At 51.9% G+C, this 23,986-nt stretch carries 26 protein-coding genes and 1 pseudogene; 14 read left to right on the forward strand and 13 right to left on the reverse strand.

The window, feature by feature from the left end:
• The 4 genes from coaE to TH5_RS04065 are packed head-to-tail and all read right to left on the reverse strand — an operon-like array spanning nt 1 to nt 2,978.
• Nucleotides 1-594 carry a dephospho-CoA kinase gene (gene coaE / locus TH5_RS04050; protein WP_114120789.1) on the reverse strand — a complete coding sequence of 198 codons (594 nt, stop codon included), beginning with the start codon at nt 592-594 and terminating at the stop codon, nt 1-3.
• Nucleotides 595-625: 31 nt separating this feature from the next.
• Nucleotides 626-1,492, reverse strand: coding sequence for a shikimate dehydrogenase (locus TH5_RS04055; RefSeq protein WP_114120790.1), 867 nt, complete (start codon nt 1,490-1,492; stop codon nt 626-628).
• Nucleotides 1,493-1,523: 31 nt separating this feature from the next.
• The gene (locus tag TH5_RS04060) at nt 1,524-2,120 is read right to left on the reverse strand and encodes a Maf family protein (RefSeq protein WP_114120791.1); all 597 of its coding nucleotides are present in this window, start codon (nt 2,118-2,120) and stop codon (nt 1,524-1,526) included.
• Nucleotides 2,121-2,153: 33 nt separating this feature from the next.
• The gene (locus TH5_RS04065) at nt 2,154-2,978 is read right to left on the reverse strand and encodes a pyruvate, water dikinase regulatory protein (protein WP_114120792.1); all 825 of its coding nucleotides are present in this window, start codon (nt 2,976-2,978) and stop codon (nt 2,154-2,156) included.
• Between the two features lie 666 nt (nt 2,979-3,644).
• Here TH5_RS04065 and hemE point away from each other — a divergent pair.
• The 3 genes from hemE to hemJ all read left to right on the forward strand — a co-directional run bounded on the left by hemE (nt 3,645) and on the right by hemJ (nt 6,524).
• Nucleotides 3,645-4,682, forward strand: a complete 1,038-nt coding sequence (gene hemE / locus TH5_RS04070) for a uroporphyrinogen decarboxylase (RefSeq protein WP_114120793.1) — start codon at nt 3,645-3,647, stop codon at nt 4,680-4,682.
• Between the two features lie 177 nt (nt 4,683-4,859).
• Nucleotides 4,860-5,972 (forward strand): ferrochelatase, encoded by a 1,113-nt coding sequence (gene hemH, locus TH5_RS04075; protein ID WP_244204813.1) that lies wholly within the window; start codon nt 4,860-4,862, stop codon nt 5,970-5,972.
• Nucleotides 5,973-6,095: 123 nt separating this feature from the next.
• Complete coding sequence (gene hemJ, locus TH5_RS04080) at nt 6,096-6,524, forward strand: protoporphyrinogen oxidase HemJ (protein ID WP_114120795.1); 429 nt, start codon at nt 6,096-6,098, stop codon at nt 6,522-6,524.
• Nucleotides 6,525-6,636: 112 nt separating this feature from the next.
• Here hemJ and secB read toward each other — a convergent pair whose 3' ends face one another.
• A complete protein-coding gene (gene secB, locus TH5_RS04085) occupies nt 6,637-7,131 on the reverse strand; it encodes a protein-export chaperone SecB (RefSeq protein WP_114120796.1) in 495 nt (164 codons plus the stop codon).
• Between the two features lie 365 nt (nt 7,132-7,496).
• Nucleotides 7,497-8,075 carry an FxsA family protein gene (locus TH5_RS04090; RefSeq protein WP_114120797.1) on the reverse strand — a complete coding sequence of 193 codons (579 nt, stop codon included), beginning with the start codon at nt 8,073-8,075 and terminating at the stop codon, nt 7,497-7,499.
• Nucleotides 8,076-8,457: 382 nt separating this feature from the next.
• Between TH5_RS04090 and TH5_RS04095 the strand changes: the two genes are divergently transcribed.
• From TH5_RS04095 to TH5_RS04105, 3 genes are all read left to right on the forward strand, one after another.
• A complete protein-coding gene (locus tag TH5_RS04095; protein ID WP_147250048.1) occupies nt 8,458-9,174 on the forward strand; it encodes a Tim44/TimA family putative adaptor protein in 717 nt (238 codons plus the stop codon).
• 228 nt (nt 9,175-9,402) lie between these two features.
• Nucleotides 9,403-10,674: a murein transglycosylase A gene (gene mltA / locus TH5_RS04100; protein WP_114120799.1), complete on the forward strand. Its 1,272-nt coding sequence runs from the start codon at nt 9,403-9,405 to the stop codon at nt 10,672-10,674.
• Entirely contained in the window at nt 10,674-11,039 is a 366-nt protein-coding gene (locus TH5_RS04105; RefSeq protein ID WP_114120800.1) for a Dabb family protein, read from the forward strand. The genes mltA and TH5_RS04105 overlap by 1 nt, the downstream gene beginning before the upstream one ends.
• A 155-nt stretch (nt 11,040-11,194) precedes the next feature.
• On the opposite strand, the gene rlmN is transcribed toward TH5_RS04105, so the two are convergent.
• From rlmN to TH5_RS04135, 6 genes are all read right to left on the reverse strand, one after another.
• Nucleotides 11,195-12,433, reverse strand: coding sequence for a dual-specificity RNA methyltransferase RlmN (rlmN, locus tag TH5_RS04110; protein ID WP_114120909.1), 1,239 nt, complete (start codon nt 12,431-12,433; stop codon nt 11,195-11,197).
• A 281-nt stretch (nt 12,434-12,714) separates the two neighbouring features.
• Nucleotides 12,715-13,263 (reverse strand): invasion associated locus B family protein, encoded by a 549-nt coding sequence (locus TH5_RS04115; protein ID WP_114120801.1) that lies wholly within the window; start codon nt 13,261-13,263, stop codon nt 12,715-12,717.
• 197 nt (nt 13,264-13,460) lie between these two features.
• On the reverse strand, nt 13,461-14,012 hold the full coding sequence (locus TH5_RS04120; protein ID WP_114120802.1) for a hypothetical protein: 552 nt from the start codon (nt 14,010-14,012) through the stop codon (nt 13,461-13,463).
• A gap of 87 nt (nt 14,013-14,099) precedes the next feature.
• Nucleotides 14,100-14,825, reverse strand: a complete 726-nt coding sequence (locus TH5_RS04125; RefSeq protein ID WP_114120803.1) for a bactofilin family protein — start codon at nt 14,823-14,825, stop codon at nt 14,100-14,102.
• A 75-nt stretch (nt 14,826-14,900) separates the two neighbouring features.
• On the reverse strand, nt 14,901-15,581 hold the full coding sequence (locus TH5_RS04130; RefSeq protein ID WP_114120804.1) for an EI24 domain-containing protein: 681 nt from the start codon (nt 15,579-15,581) through the stop codon (nt 14,901-14,903).
• 481 nt (nt 15,582-16,062) lie between these two features.
• Nucleotides 16,063-16,758 (reverse strand): LolA family protein, encoded by a 696-nt coding sequence (locus TH5_RS04135; RefSeq protein WP_114120805.1) that lies wholly within the window; start codon nt 16,756-16,758, stop codon nt 16,063-16,065.
• Between the two features lie 232 nt (nt 16,759-16,990).
• Here TH5_RS04135 and gshB point away from each other — a divergent pair, with 232 nt between their 5' ends.
• From gshB to TH5_RS04160, 4 genes are all read left to right on the forward strand, one after another.
• Nucleotides 16,991-17,935, forward strand: coding sequence for a glutathione synthase (gshB, locus tag TH5_RS04145; protein ID WP_114120807.1), 945 nt, complete (start codon nt 16,991-16,993; stop codon nt 17,933-17,935).
• A gap of 241 nt (nt 17,936-18,176) precedes the next feature.
• Nucleotides 18,177-19,634 carry an alkaline phosphatase D family protein gene (locus TH5_RS04150; protein WP_114120808.1) on the forward strand — a complete coding sequence of 486 codons (1,458 nt, stop codon included), beginning with the start codon at nt 18,177-18,179 and terminating at the stop codon, nt 19,632-19,634.
• Nucleotides 19,635-19,644: 10 nt separating this feature from the next.
• Entirely contained in the window at nt 19,645-20,277 is a 633-nt protein-coding gene (locus TH5_RS04155; RefSeq protein ID WP_114120809.1) for a glutathione S-transferase family protein, read from the forward strand.
• A gap of 116 nt (nt 20,278-20,393) precedes the next feature.
• Nucleotides 20,394-20,636 (forward strand): hypothetical protein, encoded by a 243-nt coding sequence (locus tag TH5_RS04160; RefSeq protein ID WP_114120910.1) that lies wholly within the window; start codon nt 20,394-20,396, stop codon nt 20,634-20,636.
• Between the two features lie 45 nt (nt 20,637-20,681).
• On the opposite strand, the gene TH5_RS04165 is transcribed toward TH5_RS04160, so the two are convergent.
• Entirely contained in the window at nt 20,682-21,158 is a 477-nt protein-coding gene (locus TH5_RS04165; RefSeq protein WP_114120810.1) for a MarR family winged helix-turn-helix transcriptional regulator, read from the reverse strand.
• 134 nt (nt 21,159-21,292) lie between these two features.
• Here TH5_RS04165 and TH5_RS04170 point away from each other — a divergent pair, with 134 nt between their 5' ends.
• The 4 genes and pseudogenes from TH5_RS04170 to TH5_RS04185 form a co-directional block, all read left to right on the forward strand.
• Nucleotides 21,293-21,766 (forward strand): VOC family protein, encoded by a 474-nt coding sequence (locus TH5_RS04170; RefSeq protein WP_114120911.1) that lies wholly within the window; start codon nt 21,293-21,295, stop codon nt 21,764-21,766.
• Nucleotides 21,767-21,823: 57 nt separating this feature from the next.
• Nucleotides 21,824-22,261, forward strand: a complete 438-nt coding sequence (locus TH5_RS04175; protein ID WP_114120811.1) for a YybH family protein — start codon at nt 21,824-21,826, stop codon at nt 22,259-22,261.
• Between the two features lie 42 nt (nt 22,262-22,303).
• The gene (locus TH5_RS04180) at nt 22,304-22,729 is read left to right on the forward strand and encodes a VOC family protein (RefSeq protein ID WP_114120812.1); all 426 of its coding nucleotides are present in this window, start codon (nt 22,304-22,306) and stop codon (nt 22,727-22,729) included.
• 88 nt (nt 22,730-22,817) lie between these two features.
• Nucleotides 22,818-23,660: pseudogene (locus TH5_RS04185) on the forward strand (YifB family Mg chelatase-like AAA ATPase); the annotation flags it as partial.
• Nucleotides 23,661-23,986 lie beyond the last annotated feature (326 nt).

Genomic DNA, 23,986 nt, shown 5'->3' on the forward strand with positions numbered 1-23,986 from the left:
TCAGGTCCGATTTTCCAGTTGGTCAACGATGGTCCGTATCGTAGCGAAAGTTACAGCCCGACCCAAGCCTGTCGGAATGATAAAATCGGCTTTGCGACGTTTTTCGCGATCCGGCATCTGCTTGGCAAGAATGGCCGAAAATTTGGCGTCCGTCATCCCCGATCGCGCCATAACACGTTGGCGTTGAATGAATTGAGGCGCAGATACTACTGAAACGTGATCACAGCGTTTTTCACCAGCCGTTTCAAACAGAAGCGGGATATCAAGCACAACCAGTAATCTCTGCGCCAGACGGTTATGTTTAAGAAATCTGTTTTCTTCCTTCCGCACCAGCGGGTGCAGAATGGCTTCAAGACGTTTCAGCGCATCGGAATCGGCAAAAACGATTGTCCCCAGTATCTGCCGATCAATCCGGCCATTTTTCAGAACGTCGGGAAATGTAGAGATGATCGGATTAAACGCCGCCCCGCCTGGTGCCATCAAACGATGGACGCTGGCATCCGCATCATGAACCGGCACACCGAGATAACGAAACATCCCCGCCGCGGTCGATTTCCCCATGCCGATGGACCCGGTTAGTCCCAAAATCACCATAATAAATAGTGCCCTGTGATCTTAATTCGGATTAATCCGGCGAAAGAACAAATTCGCGAAGCTCTGGCGTGACTTCCGGATCAATCCCGAACCAGCGATGGAATCCCGGCCGCGCCTGATGCAGCAACATGCCCAGTCCATCAACCACCGGATTGCCACGTTTTTTAGCCTGCGCCAGCAGATCAGTAATCAGCGGCGCGTAAACGATATCGGTGACAAGGGCGGTTTTTGGCAAACCTTCAAGATCGATTTCAAGTTTCGGCTGCCCGACCATACCAAGGCTCGTGGTATTGACCACAAGCGACGTATCGGCCAAATCCGCCGGATCAAGCGGCCAGTTCACCACTTTGATGCGCGGATCGTCAATCTCGGCCGCCAGATCATCGGCACGTTTGCGTGTCCGGTTGGCGATGCGGATTTCAGGGATTCCTTCGTCAAGCAAGGCAATCAAAACCGCCCGTGACGCCCCGCCTGCCCCCAACACCACCGCAGGACCTGATGCGAAATCGATATCCGGAGCTTCCTGTCGAAGGTTTTCGATAAAACCGAACCCGTCGGTATTATCGCCCAGCATGCGACCGTCCTTGGCAAAGGTCACGGTGTTGACCGCCCCGATACGACGGGCACGATCGGATAATTCATCACATTCGGGCATCGCCATTTCCTTTTGCGGAATGGTGACATTGACTCCGGAAAACCCCAGATTACGCAAGGATTTCAAGGCATCCTGAAAATTCTTCGGTTCTACCGGAAGCGGCATATAGGACCCATCAATCCCGTATTTTTCCAGCCAGTAACCATGCAAACGTGGCGATTTGGAATGCGATACCGGCCAGCCCATCACACCGGCAAGGCGCGAGGTACCCGACAGCGTTCGATAAGGAATCCGCGAAGTCATAATGAAGAACTTCCTGCCTGAATGTCGTTTGTTATGCCTTGAGAATACCGTGATCGCGCAAGAAGCCAATCACCGGTAAAAGCGGCAACCCCAGAACGGTGAAATAATCCCCGCGGACTTCGGTAAAAAGCTGTGCGCCGATGCCTTCAAGCTGATAACCGCCAACACAGTTATAAATCTCTTCCCCAGCAGTATCGAGATAGTCTTCGAGCCATTCATCAGTGAAGTTGCGGACGGTCAGATGTGCGGTATCGATGGTGCCCCAGATGCGCGAACCTTCCTTGTAAATGACCGCTGCCGAAACCAGCTGATGGGTTTTCCCGCGAAGCGCGCGCAATTGGGCGCGGGTATTATCGCGGTCGCGCGGCTTGTCAAACCAGATCCCGTTGCATTCCAACATCTGATCGGCGGCAATAACGATGCCATCGGGTTGCTGGCGATACATGCGTAGTGCCTTCATTTCAGCAAGCGTTTCTGCGGCTTCGGCAGCACTGGCTCCTTCGGCCTTCATGGATTGCTTGTAACCGTCTTCGTCGATCATCGAGGCAATTGCCTCACAATCCACACCAGCATTTGTCAGCATGGAATGACGGGCTTTGCTGCTCGAGGCCAGAATCAGTCTGGTCATGTATCGGTATCCTGTATTTACGTGATGTCTTAATTAATGACCGCGCCGGTCATACATGGTCGATAGAATGATCGCTGCGGTTTCTTCGATGGATCGTCTAGTGACATTGATAATCTTCCAGCTTCGATCAGTGAAGTAACGGCGTGCTTGATGCACTTCGTTTCGCACGGCAACAGGATCGACATAATCCCCGCCCTCACCCCGTTCGATCTGCCGCAAGCGGTTTTTGCGAATCGATACCAGTTGATCGACATCCTTGATCAGGCCAACCACCAGCGGATTTTTGAGTTTGTCGAGTTCCGGGGGCAACGGGCAGCCCGGCACAAATGGAACATTGGCAGTTTTGATGCCGCGATTAGCCAGATAGACCGAGGTCGGCGTTTTTGATGTGCGCGATACACCGACAATCACGACATCCGCTTCTTCAAGATCCCAAGTCGATTGGCCATCATCATGGGATAGGGTGTAATCAATGGCTTCGATCCGGTTGAAGTAATCCTCGTCCATTTTATGGAGCGCCCCGGTGCGGCCACGTGATTGCTGCCCCAGATAACCCGCCATCATGGTGATGGTGTTATCTAGCACATGACTGTGCGGAACCTGCAGACGACGACAACCTTCTTCGAGCTTGCGGCGAATATCCATATCGAAAACCGTATAAAGCACGATACCTGGATTGCGTTCGATATCGGCCAGAACGCGGGCAAGCTGCGCATCAGTGCGGATCAGTGACCAAACATGTTCATGTGCCCGCACATCAGGAAATTGCGCGATGCAGGCACGGGCCACCCCATCAACGGTTTCACCTGTGGAATCCGATACCAGATGAAGATGAAAGATATTGTCCTCGTCAATCATCGCAGTCCCGCAATTTGCCAGCGTTTCACATTACTTAGTCGAAACCCGGTGTTCGATATTTCGATCATCTGCCATCTGACAGGGCACTGCAATCCCAACCACAAATTAAACTGACGGAGTCGGGTCTGTGGATAATTGTGGATAACGGGGACGACTCCGGCCAAATTTTTTCCACAGATTTTATCCTGCACGTCATACAAAATTTCTCAAAGCATCCGTCCCATGGGGGATAAGCGGAAAATTTTTTCCCTAATAGCAGGGATAACAAGGCAAAAACCAAATTAATCCCCGTTATCCGCATTATTCAAAAACGGCTTTTCCCAAGCTTACCTTTGGGAGTCGTTCGGAGTCTTCCCCAGTTTTCCCCAAGACCGTTTGAGATGAATCATTTTTCCCGAGTCGCAATGTGGATAAACTGTGCACCAAATTTGATCCCCGTTATTCACAGGGAACCACTAACAAACAACATCCTTTTTTATTAAAGAAGGTTTTGTTAGAGACACGGTGGAAAAACAGCCTGGACAGGCTTCAGGACACAATTCACGGGTCAGGAACCGGAAACCGGACATAAGCGTCAGGCTATCGTGCCTGACAAAAAGGATCGGGACTATTATACCTGGAAACGCCCCTTGAAAGGCAGTTCCGGGCAGTCAAACAGGAAACGTCATGCCCAAACCAACCAAGACCTTTTTGCGTGCCCTTGCCGGTGAGACATTGCCGGTACCGCCGATCTGGCTGATGCGCCAGGCAGGTCGCTATCTTCCGGAATATCGCGCAACACGGTCCGAGGCCGGTTCATTCCTCGATCTTTGCTATAATCCTGATCTTGCCTGCGAAGTTACCTTGCAACCGCTCAGGCGCTATGACTTCGATGCAGCAATTCTGTTTTCCGATATCCTCGTCATACCACAGGCACTTGGACAGCATTTAGCATTCAAGCAGGGAGAAGGTCCGCAGCTGGACGCCATTCGTGATGCATCTGGCCTTGGTATCCTCAATGTTGATCGCATTCACAATACGCTGGGCCCGGTTTACGAAACGGTGGCAAAGCTCTCGGCATCCATTCCGTCACATACTTCGCTAATCGGCTTTGCCGGGGCACCGTGGACGGTTGCAACCTATATGGTTGAGGGCAAAGGCAGCAAGGATTTTGCAAGTATCAGGCGGTTTGCTTATGGCGATCCGGACGGATTTTCACGTCTGATCGACATTCTTGTCGAAGCCACGACGCAATATCTGCTGAAACAGGTCGAAGCTGGCGCAGAATGCATCCAGTTGTTTGAAACTTGGGGCGGGGTGCTGTCGGAAAACGGGTTCAGACGCTGGGTGATCGAGCCGACCAAAAAAATCGTCGCAAATCTCAAGGCAGTACATCCGGATTTGCCGGTGATTGGCTTCCCAAGGGGTGCTGGTTTGCATCTGATCGACTTCAAACAGCATACTGGTGTGGATGCGGTTGGTCTTGATAGTGGCGTTCCATTGAAATGGGTGGCGGAAAACCTTCAGTCACTGGGGCCGGTACAGGGAAATCTTGATCCGATGTATCTGATTACCGGCGGGGACGAGATGATTGAGGAAACCCGCCGTATTCTTGATATGCTGCGCAATGGTCCGTTCATTTTCAATCTGGGGCATGGCATCACGCCGGAAACATCACCTGAAAATGTCGGCAAACTGGTCGAATTTATTCGAAATTATCGGTGATAATTGAAATCGATCAAATCGATTGAAAAATTCAATGCGTAAAATGGCTTAAACCCGTTGCGCTTCTAACCTGTTTGGCCATTATGACCGCGGGATCAAAAGAAGCGGGACGGGTTTATCCAAACGAGGCTTCCGGGGTGAACTGGACAGTTTCAAAATGCCATGAAGGATATGCCGATGTCCGAACTAAAGCGTAAAAAACGCGCGATCATTCTTTTCAATCTGGGCGGTCCGGATGGGCCGGATGCGGTGAAACCGTTCCTGTTCAATCTGTTTAATGATCCTGCAATTATTAGTCTACCCAATCCGTTCCGGTATTTTCTGGCAAAGCTTATTTCCAGCCGCCGCGCCCCGATTGCGCGCGAAATTTATGATCATATCGGCGGAAAATCGCCATTGCTGGAACTGACCCAGGATCAGGCAGATGCGCTTGAAACAGAGCTTAACGGGCTTGATGACGGTTTTGAAAACCGCTGTTTCATTGCGATGCGTTACTGGAAACCATTTGCCGATGACAGTGCCGCCGCAGTCAAGGCATGGGGTGCGGATGAACAGATTCTGCTGCCGCTTTATCCACAATTTTCAACGACCACCAGCGGATCATCGGTCAAGGACTGGAAACGGGCCTGCCAAAAGGTTGGCCTGAATGCGCCGATAAAAACCGCGTGCTGTTATCCAACCAATCCGGGTTTTGTCGAAGCATCCGCCGAAATGGTCAAGGTCGGGTATGAAAATGCCCTGAAAAAGTCAGCCAAGCTTGGCGTCGGCAAGCCGCGCCTGCTGTTTTCCGCCCACGGGGTACCAAAGGCCGTGATTACCAAACGCGGAGATCCCTATCAGTCGCAGATTGAAAAATCAGCCCAAGCTGTGGTCGATAAGATGGCGATTGCCGATCTGGACTGGCTCGTCTGCTATCAAAGCCGTGTGGGGCCGATGGAATGGATCGGTCCGTCGACCGAACACGAGATTGAACGTGCCGGCAAAGATGGTGTGCCATTGGTAATTGTTCCGATTGCCTTTGTTACCGAACATTCCGAAACGTTGGTCGAGCTCGATATCGAATATCGCGAGATAGCTGACAAGCTGAAAATTCCGGTTTATGAACGGGTTCGTACCGTGTGTTCACATCCGCGCTTTATCAGCGGACTGGTTGAAGTGGTCAGCGAGACGCAGCAGGCACTTGATCGGAATGGACCCGATGATTACGCGGTGGAAACGCGTGGCTGGTGGTGTCCGGATGAACATAGCTGTGCAATTGCAAAACAGCCGATGGGTCCAGGTCAGGCCTGATCACAACAGGATCAATTACGATGATCCTGATTTGCGTTTGGGATTTTCGCATGTCATTCAAACGGTTATCCTGTTTGAAATTACCTGATATCGATGATCCCGGATCGACCAGAAGAGAGAGACATGGACACCTATAGCGTTATAAAATCCCTGCATGTCATTAGCATCATTGCCTGGATGGCAGGACTTTTGTATTTGCCGCGGCTTTTTGTTTATCATTGCGAAGTGGCTCCGGGTTCGGAAGCCAGCGAGAAATTCAAGATCATGGAACGCCGGTTGCTGCGTGCGATCATGAATCCTGCGATGATTGCTGCCTGGATTTTTGGGGGTTACCTGATCCATGCCAGCGGCGCGATGACCGAGGGATGGTTTCATGTAAAGCTTTTGTGCGTTGTAATCATGACCGGCATCCACATGATGCTGGCGCGATGCCGACGGCAGTTTGAAGCGGACAATAATACGAAACCGCAAAAATTTTATCGTATTATCAACGAAGTACCAGCGGTTCTAATGGTGATCATCGTCTTTATGGTGATCGTACGGCCGTTCTGATCCAGAATGATCCAAACTTGATTGTTAATATCATTCCGGTATTAAAATAAAAAGGCCGCCAAACCGGCGGCCTTTGTTTTGGTATCGTATCAAATTGACTCAAAGCAGGAAATCAGGCGTTGCCCGCAGGCTGACCTTCCATCTGTTTGGCGAATTTCTTGCGGAAAAGATCAGCAAAATCAATCTGCTGCATCATCAATGGCGGGAAACCACCATCCGCCGTCAGATCAGAGATGATTTTACGCACATAGGGGAATAGCATGCGCGGAACTTCAATCAAAAGAACCGGCAGACGGTGTTCGTCGGCAACATTAAGCGTCACGACGGCACCATATTGAAGTTCGGCGATGAAGGCGACCTTGTCGGCAACGTCGGCTTTGACGTTAATTTTAACAGTGACTTCGTGAAGTTTCTGGTCCTGGGTCGTGCGCGCCTCAACATCAACATCGATGTTGATTTTCGGTTGCTGCTGCAGGGCCACGCTTTCCGGTGCATTCGGATTTTCGAAGGAAAGATCCTTGATGTACTGGGTATGGATCGTGATTGGGTTACCAGCTGGCTTCTGAGCTTCGCCGCCCTGTGCTGCACCGGTGGTGTTTTCGGCCATTAAAGTTTAACTCCCTTAAATCTCGGTCTTGATCAGAAACAAGCCGTTCAGATTTTATCTGCCAAGGCATTGGCAACATGGTCAGATGATCTGAAACTGGCTGATATGCTTGTTTCTGACGCCGCAACCCTGCGGCATATCTTATCATGGCCTAGCATGTCTTCCGGGTACGGGCAAGAAAATCGCCGCAACATCCCGTAACGGTCACAAATGGCGCAACACGGGCATTTCGCATGATTGGGTATGGCCCGGTTGATCAGCTTTAAAGAACATCCTGCAAGGCATTGAACAGGCCGCTAAAACGACAACAGGACCCAGCTTATGGCCAAGGTCCTGTCGGGAATGATCAGTGCAATAGATCGCGGCTAAGAATTCTTGGGCGGTAGATTGCGGGGATCATCGTCGTTGGTATTATGATCGGTTGCATCCCTACCTTCTTCATTACCGTTGGCCGGACTGACATTTTCGAAATCACCATCAATGATCGGACCGCTGCCCGCCCGACGTCCATGGCCACCCGAAGCACCGCCCGACGACGAGCCCGGATTGCCATAGGTTCGGCGTGAGAAACTGGTACGAATATTTCCCGACTGAATCAGTTTCATGATGACACCGGCACCAACCGCTCTGCGTAGTGGCGGGACCAATAAGAGGAAGCCCATGGTATCCGTGACAAAACCTGGAGTCAGCAGCAGTACTCCGGCAACCAGAATGCAGATGCCATCAAACAATTCACCAATCGGCATTTCGCCCTGATCCATCTGGGACTGGGCACGGGCGAGGGTTTGCAAACCCTGGGCGCGCATCAGAGAGGTTCCGACCACGGCGGTCAGGATGACAATGCCAATCGTTGGCCACAGGCCAATCAGTTCGCCCGCCTGAATGAAGACGGCAATTTCGATGATCGGCATGGCCACGAAGATGGCCAGAAAATAAAAGCCCATTTTTGCTCCGCTCGGCTTTGCATTTGGTCGATATGATCAGGTTTGATCATAGTTTATCAGGTAAACATACTTTGACAGGACCGGTCCGCAAAGCGCAGTATTGCATAAACATGTTGGTTTTCAGGTATTTCGCTTTAATCTTGCCTGAAATACTTTCTGAATTTGGCGGCAAACTACCGGTATAACTGGACGAAAATGCGGCAGTTTACCACCGTGTTCGCGACAATATGATGATTGTGCGAATGAAAATGGTGAAACCGATCACATTTTAAATGCGATCGGGAGTTGCCCTTGCATTCGCTTCGGTCCATACCATTTCTCGACCACGGCAGTTTTGCTGTTTTTGGCGTTTTTCGAAACCTTACAGATCAAGAGTCCGGGCTTGCAGTATTTCGACATCATTCTTTTCGCATTGATCGCTGTTTTTCTGGTGTTGCGCCTGCGCAGTACCCTTGGGCGCCGTAATGGCGAGGAAAAGCAGGGTCCTACGGATGTTTTTGGCCGTCGTTCGCACGAGGATGACAGCAAAGGCGCCACCAATGGCACACGGCAGCCGACGGATAATGTCTATCGCCTGCCCGATGTCGATAAGGCAGCCGAAAAGGAAGAGGGAACGGTCGCAGCCGACAGCAGCACCTTTGGCGTGTTGCAGCAAATTCAGAAAGCCGATCCCGACTTTACCCAGCAGGATTTCCTGAACGGGGCGCGGATGGCGTTTGAGATGATTGTTGAATATTTTGCCAAAGGCGACAAGGATGGTCTGAACCCGCTTCTTTCGGCCGAGGTTTACAAGAATTTTGCCGCAGCCATTGATGCTCGTGCCGAAAAGGGCGAGCGCGAGGAAACCACCTTGGTTGGTATCAAAAGTGCCACCATTCATGACGCGACGCTCGAAGGTCGAACCGCCTATATCACGATCAAATTCGTGTCCGAGGAAGTATCGGTCATTCGCAACAATGACGGCGATGTGGTTTCAGGTGATCCCAATCAGGTGATCGAGGCCGAAGATCTTTGGACATTCGCCCGCAATATCGAAAGCCGGGATCCCAACTGGCAACTGGTCGCAACCGAAACACCGGAAGAAGAAACCGCTGAATAGTACACGGTTCCCTCGCACAGCAGACATGACAAAGGCGATCCATGCGGGTCGCCTTTTTTATTACCGTCTTTTTCTGCTTTTTTTGGTGCTCATAGCGCCAAACGATTTGCGATTATCGGCTTGTTAAGCTTGTTTTTGGACAATCGCGCCAGATAGCCGAAGCAGGCAAAGCTGCATTTTAAGCATTGCCGGGTTTTGATCGGTATTTTGTAGATAGCAGGTTTTGCCTTGAAAAGACGTCTCGCTTTGTCACGCTTTCTTTCATTTTTTGCGGTTTCTATCGGGGCGGCTGGTGCTCTTGTCTGGCTGTTTTGGGCAGATATCACCGGTCTTCTCGGACTGGGCGAGGTGGTTGAAAAACCTGCTGATACGCTGACGCTTAACGCAACCGATTTCAGCCAGCTTGATGGTTGGCAGACAGACGATATGCGCGGCAGCCTGAAAGCGTTTCAGCGGTCCTGTGCGGCAATGATCAAACGAGGCGATGAACGCGATATCGGCCCGGACCCGCGCATGGGAACGGTTGGCGACTGGCGCGGATTATGTGAAACCGCATTGGCGCTTGAACCCGATACCATCCGCAAGGAAGATGCACGCACCTTTTTCCAAAGCGGTTTCAAACCGTGGCTGGTGGGCAATAACGATGATCCTGAAGGATTGTTTACCGGTTATTTCGAGCCGGAGTTGCGCGGTAATCTGACCCGCGAAGGACCCTTCCAGACGGCGATTTACCTGAAACCTGACGACATGGTGTCGATTGATCTTGGCGCGTTTCGTGACGATCTTAAGGGCACAACACTGGTCGGCCGGATCGAGGGCAAAAGTGTGAAACCCTATTATGATCGTGAAGCGATTGAAAATGGTGCACTTGCCGGACGGGACCTTGAACTTGTCTGGGTTGATGACGCGGTGGATGCATTTTTCCTGCAAATTCAGGGATCGGGCCGGGTCGTGTTGCCAGATGGCAGTGTATTGCGCATTGGATATGCTGCCACCAACGGCCATCCCTATTTCGCCATTGGACGGGAATTGATTGAACGGGGTGAATTGACGCGCGAAACCGTGTCGCTGCAATCCATTCGGCAATGGTTGTCTGCCCATCCGGATCAGGCCAATGATGTGATGAATACGAACGCATCCTTTGTATTTTTCAATCCGTTGAAAACCGATCCGGAGGATCCTGATGCCGGGCCGCTGGGTTCGCAAGGCGTACCGTTGGAACCGGGGCGGTCATTGGCGGTTGATCGGCGTTTCCACGCCATGGGGGTTCCGATCTGGCTTGAAACCGAAGATGCGATGAATGCCGATGCCAGATTTCATCGTCTGATGGTTGCGCAAGATACGGGCGGCGCCATTCGTGGCCCTGTACGCGGGGATATCTTCTTTGGTCCAGGCGAGGACGCCGCCCTGCATGCCGGTCACATGAACCGCAAGGGACGTAAATTTGTTTTGCTGCCGGCGTCTGTTGATCCGGTTAAACTGGTGGAGGCCAAACCCTGATGTTGCGTCACATCGTCCTGTTGCAGATCGGAGACGGTGTTTCGGCGTCGCAGATCACGGACCTTCTTGAAGAATTATCGCAAGTTGCCCTTGAAACGCCGGGAATTCTGGCCTTTGCTGCGGGTCCCAAAACATTGGGAAGCGGACTTAGTCAGGGTTTCACCCATGTATTGACCATTGATTTCGTCGATGGGGCGGCCCGTGATGCGTATCTTTCCGGTCTGGACAAGGACGGGGTCGGTCGCCGTATTTCAGAAATGACGGTCGGTGGGCTGGGCGGAGTCCTGGCAATCAATCTTGATATTTCGGATATGAAAACGCCCGACGACTTACCTCCGAAGAAACTTCAGGCGAAATGGAAATAATTATCAATCAGAAATAAATGATTGATTTTATTTTTATAAAACATGTTTCTTCTTGGCAGCAACAAAGGTGGATATTTTTCCACCAAAAAAAGAAAACGGGCAGGTTCATCCTGCCCGTTTGTAATTCCAGATGTTTACCGTGTTCTGCGCGGTAGTTACTGTGCGGCAACCACATTGGTACTTTCGTCGCCCGAAGCATTGCCACAGCCGCCGACACGCGATTTACGCTGGCGCTGGCTTTCGGATTTCAACTGGCCACAGGCGGCCAGAATATCGCGGCCACGCGGCCAGCGGATCGGTGCTTCGTAGCCAAGTTCAAGCAGCGTATGGGCGAATTTCTTGATATCGTTGGTCGGCGTGCATTCATAGTCCGACCCAGGCCATTTGTTGAACGGGATCAGGTTGAATTTGCAATGGACGCCCTTGACAAGCTTTGCCAGCGCACGCGCATGTTCCGGTTTGTCATTCACGCCTTTAAGCATCACATATTCCATGGTGATCGGGCGCGAATTGGACATGCCGGGATAATGACGGCAGGCATCCATTAGTTCCTTGAGAGGATATTTCTTGTTGATCGGCATGATTTCATTGCGCAGATCATCATCGGGTGCATGCAGCGAAATCGCCAGACCAACACCGAGTTCCTTGCCGCAACGCACGATTTCCGGCACCACCCCCGATGTCGACAGGGTGACGCGACGGCGCGAGATTGAAATACCTTCGCCATCCATGGCGATTTTCAGTGCTTCGCGGACATTTTCATAGTTAAACAACGGCTCACCCATGCCCATCATGACGATGTTCGACAGGCGACGGATGCCGTTTGCCGGGGTCGGCCATTCGCCGTAACTGTCACGGGCAACCATGAACTGGCTGATGATTTCACCGGGTGTCAGGTTACGAACCAGAAGCTGGGTACCGGTATGGCAAAACTTGCAGGTCAACGTACAGCCGACCTGCGAGGAAATGCAGACAGCACCACGATCTTCATTGCGATCCGGGATATAGACCGTTTCGGCTTCGTTACCGTCATGAAACTTCATCAGCCATTTATGTGTATCATCCGAGCTTTTCTGATCGGCTGTCAGAACCGGGCGACCGATATAGAAGTCCTGTGACAGGCGATCACGCAGCTTTTTGGAAATGTTTGTCATATCCTCGATGTCTTTGACACCGCGGTTATAAATCCAGTTCCACATCTGTTTGACGCGAAACTTGCTTTCGCCCATTTCGCCAAGCAGTTCGGTCAGCTGGTCGCGCGACAATCCCACAAGATCACGACGTCCGTCGGCAGCCTGCCCGTTTGCGGCGCGAGTTACGAAGTCGGTCAGCGTCGGGCCGCTCTGGCTGGCGGCGGCATTTATGGTCGCGTTTTCGGTCAGGACGTCGGTCATCCCGGGCTCTCTCTTTGGTTCTGGCAGTTTTATCGGCGTTTGTTCTTGGTCATCAGGCGGCATTAGCACCGTTTCCGGCTTTGTGCATCCGATGATTTGCAACGGGGCGGGACTATAACAGATTTTCCCGCGAAATGCTTTTGGCGCATAAACCATGGCCCCGCATATAGCGGGGCCGGGGCAATTTACAAACGATAAAATTCACATTGCAGCTATTTGCCGGACGCGATGCAGGATAACAAGCGCCTCAAACCGCAGGGATTTATCAGTTCGTTGTTTGCTCAGCTAACCGGTTTGGCGTCGCAAGCCTTTGAAATCGCGTTATAGGCTGCGGTAAACCCGGAAAGTGAATAAGTATCGGTGGTTTTCGTCCCGCGGGATGAATTGCCGACGACAACCATATTACTGCCGGCTTTCATGGCGCTCACCAGCTTGCGATCTTCTTCGCCATTCACGGCCCAGGCTGAATCCTCGTAGGTGAACAGTTTGAAACTCTTGGAATCGACTCGAAGATCAACATCGCTATCCTTTTCATAGGTATAGCCGGTGATGAAGCTGACTTCGTTGAACAGTTTAAGCGCCGGGCGGTGCGTAACCATGACATAGATTTTGCCGCGCTGGGTATAATCGCCTTTGGCGGAGGTCGGCTGGCTACCGATATAGCAAACTTTCTTGCCTTTTTCGGAATAGCTATAGGCTTCCCATTTTCCATATACATCAATCAGTTGCGGCGCATTTTGCGCAATCGCAGCCTGAGAGACCAAAGCGATGAGGGCGGCAGCTGCACCTGCCAGCGAATTTCTGACAAGACGATGGGCGTGTTTTTTCATGGGCTCGCGTATCGTGTCTGAAGTTTCGGAACGATGACTTTAAACCCGCCCGATGTGGCGGATTTATGAGGAACTTTCACCCGAGAGTGCCGGTAAAAGGTAAATATTCGACCAAGGAAATTCTGGCATTTCGCGAAATTTACAAAAATCGGCAGCGATAAGCGGAAATTGCGCAAATAGTTGTTCCTTCTGGGATTTTAACCTTTGGCGTCTGCGGTTGCTCGGGCCTTGACCACCTGATCTAGGCAATCCTGGATTGATATTTTATCGGCACTTTTGCGTTTGCGGGCCAGCATATGTGTCATCTTGCGTGTTTCCCCTTCTGCTGCCGGGAAAAAGAACGCATCAAAAGAACATTCTTCGGATCGGTATTGCCAGACCCGTGCAGGACCCTCGCCGCGGGTCATTTCGGGTTCGCCGATTTTTTGCTCTACCGCATCCTCCGAGAGACCCATCAGGGTCTCAGCCTTGATCGATTTGAAGGGAACGGGCGGAATGGCAACCGTTATGCGTGGCGATTGCGATTTGGCAACGCCTGTTACGTTTACTGCTGCTTTGGTTGAAGTGTTGGTTGGTTTCGCTGTCGCGGTTCCTGCGCTGCCCGAGGCAGAAGTCCCGGATTTTTTCGGGATATCCTGGGTCACGCGTGGTGAACTGGTCGACTTGGCCTTGCCATAGTTCTGATTTGTGCTGCCGGGCGGAACAGCATTTCCACCACATGCTACCAGCGACGTCGCGATAAGTATCATCGCGCAGAGGAGCCCGGCGGGGTGTTTACCACGCCGGGGCTGTATCAGGGTTGTTAGGTTAAGTGAGCGGTTTGTGCCGGTCACGGATCAGATATCGTCGCTTTTGCGCGGAATGGTGATCGCAGCCGAGTGGCCGGTACGGCTGGTACCATCGTCGCTGCCTTCAACATATTCCAGCGAGCCCTTAATACGGGCACCGTTTTCAATCTGAAGCGCACCGTAGGTGATCTTGCCATTGATATCGGCCGAGCCGATGACAATGACACGGCGTGCCGTCAGATCACCTTCGAAGGTGCCGCTGATTTCGGCTTCGTCGACCTGTGCGGTGCCGACGAACGTGCCGCCCTGGGAAACTTCTAGACGGGTGCATTCCTTGATCTGGGCTTCGACATGGCCCTCAACGACCAGGACATCACAGGAACCGATTTCACCAGCCAAACGAATATCGCGGCCAACCGTCAGTTTTTTGCCCTCAGTGTGGCTTGGGGTGGCACTCGGACGACCAGCACTGCCGCGGGTCGGAATTTCAAGCGGACGCTTCGGGATTTCCGGGCGGAAGCTGGTGGAATGCGGTTTGCTGGACATTTTCGGTTCTTCCTTTGTGCGCGGCTGGGTGAACAGCTGCGGCTCACTACGTTTTTCTGTTTTTGTGGCGGTATCGTTGCTGGCACTCGCACTTTCGCTCGAAGCCGGTTTGATCGGCGAGGAAGCTGCGTTATCGGAAAGACCGCCGGAATTCAATCTGGAAGAAGATGTATCTGACGAAGCCGGGCTGCTGTCGACTGTTTTGTTGGCTTTTTTCTTTCCGAACATGGGGATGACCAAATCCTTGTCTTGCAGTTTTGTTTCAGGTTTCCGCCATTTTATCCGATACCCACCGGAATGGCGTCAGGCGGTGATCCGGTTTTCGAATGCACCCAGACGGACGGAGTAATGCACCATAAAGGCAGTTGCGATAATCGGCGCCACAAGGTTGACCAGAGGCACCGTCATCAGGAATGTCAAGCCGATCCCGGCAAACCAAAGTTTCGTCTGATGACTTTTGCGAATTACATTCACCGTGCGCACATCATAACGACGTGCAGCAACCAGTTCAAAATATTCGCGTGACAGCAGATAGCCATTCATCGCATAAAACGCGATAACATATACCGGACCGGCCAAAAGAAGCGGCAGGATCAGGATGTTAAGGGCCAGCGCCGTCAGCGCGAATTTAAGGCCGCTGATCAGCGCTTCGGAAATCGGTTGCGGGCGTGTTTCAGGAAGGGTCGGGTAATATTTGTCTTCGACCGCATCCGCGATCTGATCAAGCAGCAGGCTCGAGATCAGGACAGTGGTAGCCGGAAACAGCAACAGTACCAGAAACGCAAGACCCACGCCAAGCAGCCAGTCAGCGGCGGTTTCCATCCAGCCACCATCGGCAAAGAAGGTGATCGAATTCAACCCGAATCCGATCAGCAGCCAAAGCCCGACAATGATCGCCAGGGCACCGGCAACACCAATCAACACAACCTTGCGAAAGCGCGGGTCGGAAAACTGGGAAACGGATTTCAGAAAATCATTGATCATTGGCGGTTTTATCCTGCTGGCACGGTCACGATTGCGCACAAGGGAATCATGTCAAACATTACTAGGCAATCAAAATTAACAGGCCGTGAAATCAGAGGGGAATTTGACAGATTTTTAGCCTGAAGCGTCGGATAACTTACGCTTTAGGCAGAAAAAAGGCGTCCGGCCAGGGGGGAGAACCGGACGCCAGCGCTCCGATGATCTGGAGCGTGAGGAAAGGTAGGGGAGACCTGTTCCTCACACTTGGCTCCCACATCAAAATTCGGGAACCTTGTGACAGATTTTCATATAGGGACTGAAAGCCCCGTCTGCCATAGATCAGAGCCGCATATCGGCCATAAATTTCATACATGCCGGTGAAAAATTACAATCTGATTGATCGTTGCGAAACGACAATATTTGCAAGAGCTTGAATCGAAATGCTTAACCGTCCTGTCAGACGGTTTTGACAATTTCGTGAAGTCGATGCGAAATCTTGAAATCAGCCGCGCTGGTTGGGCCAGATACGTTCGAACTTGAACAGTTTCGGGTCGAGCGTGACACCTTCTTCGGTATTGAACAGGGTCACTGTCGTCTCGATCCCGGCGGGGTCGGTGACAATCCACTGGCGCAACTGCATCGGGTTTTCCTGGAATACAAGCGTGACACTGCCGGCACCCGGATCGGATTTGCGGACCATTTCAACCCGCATGGTTTCCGCAGTCCTTTTGAAATCAATAACCTTGACCTCGCGCGTCAGCGAAACATCCTTTGCCAGAATGATTCCGGCCGGGGTTTCGTCAATGTCAAAATAGGTCGGGGCGTTGATTTCCTTGTCGTAATAGATGAAATCGGATCCTGTCGAGACCAGCAAAATCTGTGCAGGTGGATTATACTCGAACCGCATCTTGCCCGGGCGTTGCATATAAAGTTTGCCCTCGGCGGCACCACCGTCCGACGAAATCTGGACGAAATCGGCTTTCAGCGTGGTGATGTCTTCGAGATAGTTTTCGATCTTGTCGATGGTTGCCTGATCAATTGCACCCGATTGCGCAAGTGCGCTTGCTGGGGTCAGGCTGATTGAAGCCGGTGCGGCAATCGCAAAGGCAGTCGCAAAGACGGATGCCGCCGTCATGGTGCGGAAGCGCGCGCCCACCTGTTTGATGCGGAATTTGCCGAATTTGCTGAAGAACGCCATGTGACAGCCTGTCTACCCGTTTAAGAAATTCTGTGATCGCGATTGCGAAACCGGAATGGCGAATGATAAAAATTCAGCCAAATTGTAACCAACCACAATATGTACAACATATCGCATCATTTGGCCGGGAAGGCCAGCCGGGTCAAGTCGCGCCCGCAAATGATCACAATTGGCCGGGTTTGGCCGCATTTGCAGCAGTGACCGGCTTTCCGGCAACAGGAGAAAGCGTTTCATGAGTCGCACCGTCGCCATTCAGATGGATCCGATCGCATCGATCGATATCAAAGGGGATTCAACCTTTGTCATGGGGCTCGAAGCCCAATCACGTGGTTATGACCTTCTGCATTATCATCCTGATGACATGTTTTATGACCGTGGCCGGATCAAGGCCGAAGTCCGCCCGATGACGCTTCGCTACGAAAAGAGCAACCATTACGATCTTGGTGATGCAAAGATCATTGATCTTGCAAAAGAAACCGATGTGATCCTGATGCGTCAGGACCCGCCGTTTGATATGAATTACATTACGGCAACCCATCTGCTTGAAGCTGTTCATCCGGAAAGTTTCGTGGTTAACCATCCCGGCCATGTACGCAACGCACCGGAAAAGATTTTTGTAACCGAGTTCCCCGATCTGATGCCGCCGACCCTGATTACCCGGTCAGCTGCGCGCATTCGCGATTTCCGAGAGGAATTCAAGGATATCATTGTCAAGCCACTGTTTGGCAACGGCGGGGCTGGCGTGTTTCACCTGAAACCGGGGGATGAGAACCTTAATTCGCTGTTGGAACTGTTTGCTGTCCAGTCGCGCGAACCTTTGATGGTACAGGCGTATTTGCCAGATGTGCGCAAAGGTGACAAACGCATCATTCTGGTCGATGGCAAACCGGTCGGCGCGATTAATCGTGTCCCGGCCGAAGGCGAGGCACGGTCGAACATGCATGTTGGCGGCGTAGCGGAAAAATCCATGCTGACCCCGCGTGAGCTTGAAATATGCGAACGCATCGGGCCGGAACTGAAAAAGCGCGATCTGATCTTTGTCGGGATTGACGTGATTGGCGATTATATGACGGAAATCAACGTCACCTCGCCGACCGGGCTTCAGGAAGTGAACCGTTTTGACGGATCGAAACTGGAGTCCCAGATCTGGGATGCGATTGAGAGCCGCCTGCCCTAACTGGGTTTCATGGTGGCACGATTTTCGGGGCAAGCGGTTTAACCACTTGCCCCTTTTTCTGGTTTTTCGGTCTGGCTGAAACAGATGGCCGTGAAATGGCCGGATTTTATCGACAATTCTGCACCAGTTTGCTGCCCATATCGGTTGATGTGACCGAATTCATGCCCGCAGGCTGGAACCAAATGCCTGTTTCTGCGTATGATTTTGGGAACCAATCATCGACAGGGCGGAATCCGATTGCATGGTGGATAAGCAAAACAGCGCAATTTCAACGAATGGCACTTTTGGCCCGTTCCTGTTCGCGCGTGGTAGCGACGATAAAACAGCCCGTCTGGCCGCTCTTGTGGTGACACCGGAAGGAGCCGATCCGACCGATTTTTGCATCATGGATCAGGATATCATAACCCCGGCAAAGCTTGCGAACCGGTTTGGGCGTGATTTCTGGCGTTATGATTTTGAGCTGCCGGTTGCATCGGATGCACGCTACAGTTTCGATTCCGAAACATATTATGTGAATACCGATTTGACTCATGACTTTCGGATCGGGTTTGTCTCGTGCAACGGGCAGGAATACGGCGATTTGGACCGGCCTTTGGCGGATCGCAACGCGCTTTGGATTGATCTTGGTCACGAGCATGAGAAACGGCCCTTTTCGCTGCTTTTGCATGGCGGGGACCAGATTTATGCCGATGATGTTTGGGAATGCCATCCTGATATTGTCGCGTGGCAAAAGATGCAAAAACGCCAGAAACTGGCGACAGATTTCACGCCAGACATGCATGACGGCGTTCTGAAGTTCTATCTTGAACATTATCTTGAAATTTATGGGCAGCCGCAGATCAGCCATATGCTGGCACGCGTACCGTCTTTGATGATGTGGGATGATCACGATATTTTCGATGGCTGGGGCAGCCACAAGAAATGGTTCCATGACAGTATGGTCGCCAAGGGGATGTTTGACTGCGCGCGCGAGGCATTCTGTCTGATGCAGCTTTGCACCACGCCGGATGAGTTGCAGCGAAATATATTGGATCGTTCCGGGCAAAGTCTTGGCTGGCGTCTGGACTTCCCCGGTTTTTCCGTGCTTGCACCCGATCTTCGATCTGAAAGAACCCCGCACCGGATTATCGGGGATCAAGGGTGGAAAAACCTAATTGCGACATTAGATTCGATACCGAAACGTAATCGCATTTTGCTGATGTCGAGTGTACCGGTGATCGGCCCGCGCCTGTCACTGGTCGAGGCGATTTTGCACCTGATGCCCAGTGCCCAGAAATACGAAGATGACTTGCGCGATCAGTGGCAAAGCCGTTGGCATCGCAAGGAATGGTGCCGTTTTCTGGAAACGCTTGAAGAAGTTGCCAATGATCGCAATCTCGATATCACCCTACTGTCGGGGGAAATTCATGTGGCAACGCGCGGTACGTTTGAAACAGGTGGCAAAACCATCCATCAACTGGTGGCATCGGGGATTTCACATACCGCTCCTCCGGTTGCATTCGCACGGGTGCTTGGTCTTTTGGCATGGATTGGTGACAATCCCCTGCCCGGTCGTCCGACCAAGCTTAAACCGCTTCCGGGGCGATTTGGCACTTACTGCGCGGCGCGAAATTACCTGACACTGGACCGCGAGGATGAAAACTGGCGCGCTAACTGGCATCTGGAAAATATTGGCTGGACGCCGGATTTAGATATCTAGGGAGGATCGCATGGCACCCACCATGCAGCTTTACTATGCACCGACTTCGCCCTTTTCACGCAAGGTAAGGATCATTGCACGTGAATTGGGCCTTGAAGGCAAGATTGCCGAAATCATGATCGATCCCTGGACCGATGCGGCGTTACGCGAGCACAATCCGCTGGCCAAGGTGCCAACACTTGTGCTTGAAAACGGGATGTCGGTCTTCGAGTCTGCGGTAATTTGCGATTACCTTGATGAAGTTGCCCGTGCAAATGGCCGCGAGACAGGCATCATTCCCCATGAAGGCCCGGAACGGCTAAATGCCCTACAGTGGCAGGGATTGGCCGATGGCATGATGGCTGCAACCGGGCGCCTTTTTGCCGACAGCAGGCGACCGGAAAACGAACGTTCCGATTTCGTAATGGACAGACAGCATGCGGCAGTACAAAGAAGCATTGACGTTATAGAAGGCGGTATCATCAGCCTTGCGACGGACAGTCCCGATATCGGCATCCTATCGGTCGCAGTCGCCCTTGAATATGTCGATTTTCGTTGGCCAGACGGGCGCTTTGTCGTTTCGGATGATCTGCGTCACTGGATATCGGAACTTTCGGATCGTCCGTCGATGATCGCCACGCGGTATCATCTTTTGCCGGTTTGACAGACCTGACCTGCATGGATGCGATATTGCCCGCGCAGTTTATACCGGCTATAGCGTGGCCGGGCTGCCAAATATGCTATGATGCCGATAGCAACTTTTCAGATGAAACGGGTTTCATGACCGAAATTACCAAATCCATGCGTGAACGGGCCTGGGCCAGGGCTGGGAAAATCCAGGGCGAGGACTCCGCCATAGTGCGCAAGCACCGTGCAAGCGGCATCACGATGAAAAAGGAAAGCTTTGGAAAGTTCCGCAATTTCGGATGGACTGTGGTCGATGGTGTTGCCGTCCCGTGCCGCAAGGAATTCCTGCCGTCACGCGATGAAAACGCGGATATCAGCGAAAATCCTGAAGATTAAGGCAGAGCCCGAAGATTAAGCTGTGGCGTGAGGCGCTTTACCGGATTAACCCGCCTGTTCCCGTGACAGACTGACCAGATCGGCCAGAAGCCGTGACGAATCCGGGCCAGAAACCATGCTTTCAAGTTCGGCCTGGGTTTTTTGCCAGATCGGGAAAGCGCGCACCAGAAGCGCCATGCCCGGATCGGTCAGGGTCAGAAGACGGCCACGCCTGTCCTTCGGGTCAGGCTGAATATTGACGAGCCCGCGCCGTTCCAGCGGTTTGAGATTGGCTGTCAGTGTCGTTCGATCCATTGCCAGCAAATCGGCGACATCCTGCATATGCGGTGGATGGGGGCGGTTAAGCGACATCAGCAGGGAATATTGCCCGCTAGTCAGGTCAAGCGGACGAAAAGCATCATCAAACCGGCGTGCAATCGTGCGCGCCGCCCGCCGGACATGCAGGCATAGACAACTGTCACGTACCATCAATGTCGATGAAAACGGGACTTTATCGTTCTGGTTGAAATCTTTTTTTGACATATGATAATTATGTTGATATCAACGTATTTGTCAAACGGGAAAATAAGAAAATACTGATCAACCTTTTGGTTCAAAAGCGCCACCACGCCTTTGATCTTTACGACAAACTTCCGAACGGCAAGGAGGAAGCCCCAATGCAGAAGATCAGCCCCTTTTTGTGGTTTGACGGCAACGCCGAAGAGGCCGTCAATTTTTATGCGTCCGTTTTTCCAAATGCCAAGATCGGCAAAATCCTGCACAGCAGCAAGGCCGGACCTGGGCCTGAAGGCAATGTTTTAACCGTAAGTTTCGAGCTCGAAGGTCTGCAGTTTACGGCTCTTAACGGCGGACCGCAGTTCAAGTTTACCGAAGCTGTTTCCTTCACCGTGTCCTGCAATGACCAGGCAGAAGTTGATTATTACTGGGACTGCCTTTCTGAAGGTGGAGAACCCAGACAGTGCGGCTGGGTAAAAGACAGATTTGGCCTTTTCTGGCAGATCACCCCGGTCCGTCTTATCGAACTGATGAACGATCCGGATCCCGACATAGCCGCCCGGGTGGCAACAACCATGATGTCGATGGAAAAATTCGACATCGCCAGGATTGAACGTGCCGCCAAAGGCATCTGAAAACTCGACGCAAAATTTTAGCCAGTCCCTCGCACCACCAACGCAAGGAAACCCCTCATGACTGATAAACAAATCAAAGATCAAGCTGCCATCCGCGAGATTTTCACCTGTTGGTCAGCGGCGGCGCGCAACAAGGATCTCGGCGGTGTCATGGCGTTATATAGCGATGATATCTGCTCTTATGACGCAGTCGGTCCGCTGCAATTCAGTGGCCGGGAAGACTACCGTGCCCATTGGGAACGCTGCATGGCGTTTGATGACGAATTCATCATGGAACCGCAGGAACCGATAATTCGTGTTTCCGGTCATTTGGCAGTTGCACGGTTCCTGATCCGGTGCGGTATGCGCAAGAAAGACGGGACCGAGCAGGCAAGCTGGATGCGGTCAAGCTACCACCTTGAAAAGCAGGGTGGTGAATGGCGCATCGCGCATGAACATTTTTCCGTGCCCTTTGATTTTGAAAACGGTGCCGCCCAGTTCGGGTTGCAGCCGTAAATCTCCAAACCCAACAGATTTTACACATAAAGGAACGCCCCGATGAAACTTATCACCTATCTGAATTTCGATGGGAACTGCCGCCAGGCATTTGAATTCTATCAATCCATCCTGGGTGGTGAACTGATCATGATGCCATTCGGCGATACACCAATGGCTGCTGACTCGTCTGAGCATAATGACAAGATTGCCCATGCGTGCCTGATGGGCGATGGCTGGCATTTGATGGCATCCGACTGCCCACCGGAATATTTCACCAAAATGCAGGGCATGACAGCATCCCTGCATTTTGAAAATGCGACCGACGCCAGAAAAATGTTCGATGCCCTTTCCAAAGACGGCCAGGTGACCATGCCGTTCGAGGAAACCTTCTGGTCGCCGGGTTATGGCATGTTTACCGACAAGTTCGGCACACCCTGGATGATCAATACTGAAATGTCGCCGGAAGACGGCGCTGGTTGCGCCTGATCTGTCGCGGACAAACGACTTGTTGCCTTGATCCCCGTTTCCCGCCAAAGTGGTATATATAACTTGAGGTTACGGGGATCAGCACCATATGACAGCACGGGTTACGACCGTCGCCTTTGCCGGGATTGATACAATTCCGGTCGATGTGCAGGTCCAGATGGCAAGCGGTTTACCGGCCTTTACCGTGGTTGGTCTGCCTGACAAGGCAGTTTCCGAGGCACGCGAACGCGTACGGTCGGCCCTTTCGGCGATGGGGTTGGCACTGCCGCCCAAACGCATAACGATCAATCTCGCTCCGGCTGATTTGCTGAAAGAAGGATCGCATTTTGATCTGCCGATTGCACTTGGCCTTCTGGCCGAGATGGATGTGATCGGGCACGAGGATATCGCCAGTTTTGTTGTGCTGGGTGAGCTGGGACTTGATGGCAGCGTTACAGGTGTTGGTGGGGTTTTGCCAGCAGCCATGCAGGCCAACAGCATGCAAAGGGGGATTATCTGCCCCATCGATAATGGAGCGGAGGCTCTTTGGGCCGGTGAGCTTGAAATTCTCGCACCATCACGCCTGACCACCTTGATCAATCATTTCAAGGGTACACAAATCCTCCCGCGACCAAAGATGCCCAAGACTGAACCATCGCCTGTCTCCCAGCCCGATCTTCGCGATATCAAAGGGCAGGAAAGCGCCAAGCGCGCGCTTGAGATTGCTGCGGCCGGGGGACATAATTTACTGATGAGCGGTCCTCCCGGTTCGGGAAAATCGATGCTGGCGGCAAGGTTGCCGGGGCTTTTGCCAGAACTGGATGCCAGACAGGCACTTGAAACGACTGTCATCCATTCGGTTTCCGGCATGTTGCCTGAAGGCGGGCTTATTCGCACGCGACCATTCCGACAGCCTCACCATTCAGCGTCCATGCCTGCACTTGTTGGCGGTGTGTAAAAATCAATAAATTATTAGAATGACCAATTTAATATGAGACTCTATATTCAGTGAAAAGTGAGAATATAGTTCTTAGAATCCTAAATATCTCTTTCTGAAGTTAGACTTATAGAAGTCTTTTGGATAAATATAGCATAGTATAGAGTTCATCTTCACTCATTACGTCATGTTTTCGTCCATCAAGAAATAACATCCTACATTTAGCGTTGGTATCTTCTTTTTCACAAAATGTCCGCTATGCAACACGTCGTGCTGCTGTGGATATTGCTATAATAGTATCAGCATGGCATCCACTGCTGACAGCAAGTGAGAAGGGGTTC

The organism is Thalassospira xianhensis MCCC 1A02616, assembly GCF_003326475.1.
GTDB lineage: Bacteria > Pseudomonadota > Alphaproteobacteria > Rhodospirillales > Thalassospiraceae > Thalassospira > Thalassospira xianhensis.

What these genes read in the sequence shown, in the direction of transcription:
- coaE (WP_114120789.1), bottom strand. Translation starts at nt 594, where the DNA reads ATGGTGATTTTGGGACTAACCGGGTCCATCGGCATGGGGAAATCGACC.
- TH5_RS04055 (WP_114120790.1), bottom strand. Translation starts at nt 1,492, where the DNA reads ATGACTTCGCGGATTCCTTATCGAACGCTGTCGGGTACCTCGCGCCTT.
- TH5_RS04060 (WP_114120791.1), bottom strand. Translation starts at nt 2,120, where the DNA reads ATGACCAGACTGATTCTGGCCTCGAGCAGCAAAGCCCGTCATTCCATG.
- TH5_RS04065 (WP_114120792.1), bottom strand. Translation starts at nt 2,978, where the DNA reads ATGATTGACGAGGACAATATCTTTCATCTTCATCTGGTATCGGATTCC.
- hemE (WP_114120793.1), top strand. Translation starts at nt 3,645, where the DNA reads ATGCCCAAACCAACCAAGACCTTTTTGCGTGCCCTTGCCGGTGAGACA.
- hemH (WP_244204813.1), top strand. Translation starts at nt 4,860, where the DNA reads ATGTCCGAACTAAAGCGTAAAAAACGCGCGATCATTCTTTTCAATCTG.
- hemJ (WP_114120795.1), top strand. Translation starts at nt 6,096, where the DNA reads ATGGACACCTATAGCGTTATAAAATCCCTGCATGTCATTAGCATCATT.
- secB (WP_114120796.1), bottom strand. Translation starts at nt 7,131, where the DNA reads ATGGCCGAAAACACCACCGGTGCAGCACAGGGCGGCGAAGCTCAGAAG.
- TH5_RS04090 (WP_114120797.1), bottom strand. Translation starts at nt 8,075, where the DNA reads ATGGGCTTTTATTTTCTGGCCATCTTCGTGGCCATGCCGATCATCGAA.
- TH5_RS04105 (WP_114120800.1), top strand. Translation starts at nt 10,674, where the DNA reads ATGTTGCGTCACATCGTCCTGTTGCAGATCGGAGACGGTGTTTCGGCG.
- rlmN (WP_114120909.1), bottom strand. Translation starts at nt 12,433, where the DNA reads ATGACCGACGTCCTGACCGAAAACGCGACCATAAATGCCGCCGCCAGC.
- TH5_RS04115 (WP_114120801.1), bottom strand. Translation starts at nt 13,263, where the DNA reads ATGAAAAAACACGCCCATCGTCTTGTCAGAAATTCGCTGGCAGGTGCA.
- TH5_RS04120 (WP_114120802.1), bottom strand. Translation starts at nt 14,012, where the DNA reads ATGATACTTATCGCGACGTCGCTGGTAGCATGTGGTGGAAATGCTGTT.
- TH5_RS04125 (WP_114120803.1), bottom strand. Translation starts at nt 14,825, where the DNA reads ATGTTCGGAAAGAAAAAAGCCAACAAAACAGTCGACAGCAGCCCGGCT.
- TH5_RS04130 (WP_114120804.1), bottom strand. Translation starts at nt 15,581, where the DNA reads ATGATCAATGATTTTCTGAAATCCGTTTCCCAGTTTTCCGACCCGCGC.
- TH5_RS04135 (WP_114120805.1), bottom strand. Translation starts at nt 16,758, where the DNA reads ATGGCGTTCTTCAGCAAATTCGGCAAATTCCGCATCAAACAGGTGGGC.
- gshB (WP_114120807.1), top strand. Translation starts at nt 16,991, where the DNA reads ATGAGTCGCACCGTCGCCATTCAGATGGATCCGATCGCATCGATCGAT.
- TH5_RS04150 (WP_114120808.1), top strand. Translation starts at nt 18,177, where the DNA reads ATGGTGGATAAGCAAAACAGCGCAATTTCAACGAATGGCACTTTTGGC.
- TH5_RS04155 (WP_114120809.1), top strand. Translation starts at nt 19,645, where the DNA reads ATGGCACCCACCATGCAGCTTTACTATGCACCGACTTCGCCCTTTTCA.
- TH5_RS04160 (WP_114120910.1), top strand. Translation starts at nt 20,394, where the DNA reads ATGACCGAAATTACCAAATCCATGCGTGAACGGGCCTGGGCCAGGGCT.
- TH5_RS04165 (WP_114120810.1), bottom strand. Translation starts at nt 21,158, where the DNA reads ATGTCAAAAAAAGATTTCAACCAGAACGATAAAGTCCCGTTTTCATCG.
- TH5_RS04170 (WP_114120911.1), top strand. Translation starts at nt 21,293, where the DNA reads ATGCAGAAGATCAGCCCCTTTTTGTGGTTTGACGGCAACGCCGAAGAG.
- TH5_RS04175 (WP_114120811.1), top strand. Translation starts at nt 21,824, where the DNA reads ATGACTGATAAACAAATCAAAGATCAAGCTGCCATCCGCGAGATTTTC.
- TH5_RS04180 (WP_114120812.1), top strand. Translation starts at nt 22,304, where the DNA reads ATGAAACTTATCACCTATCTGAATTTCGATGGGAACTGCCGCCAGGCA.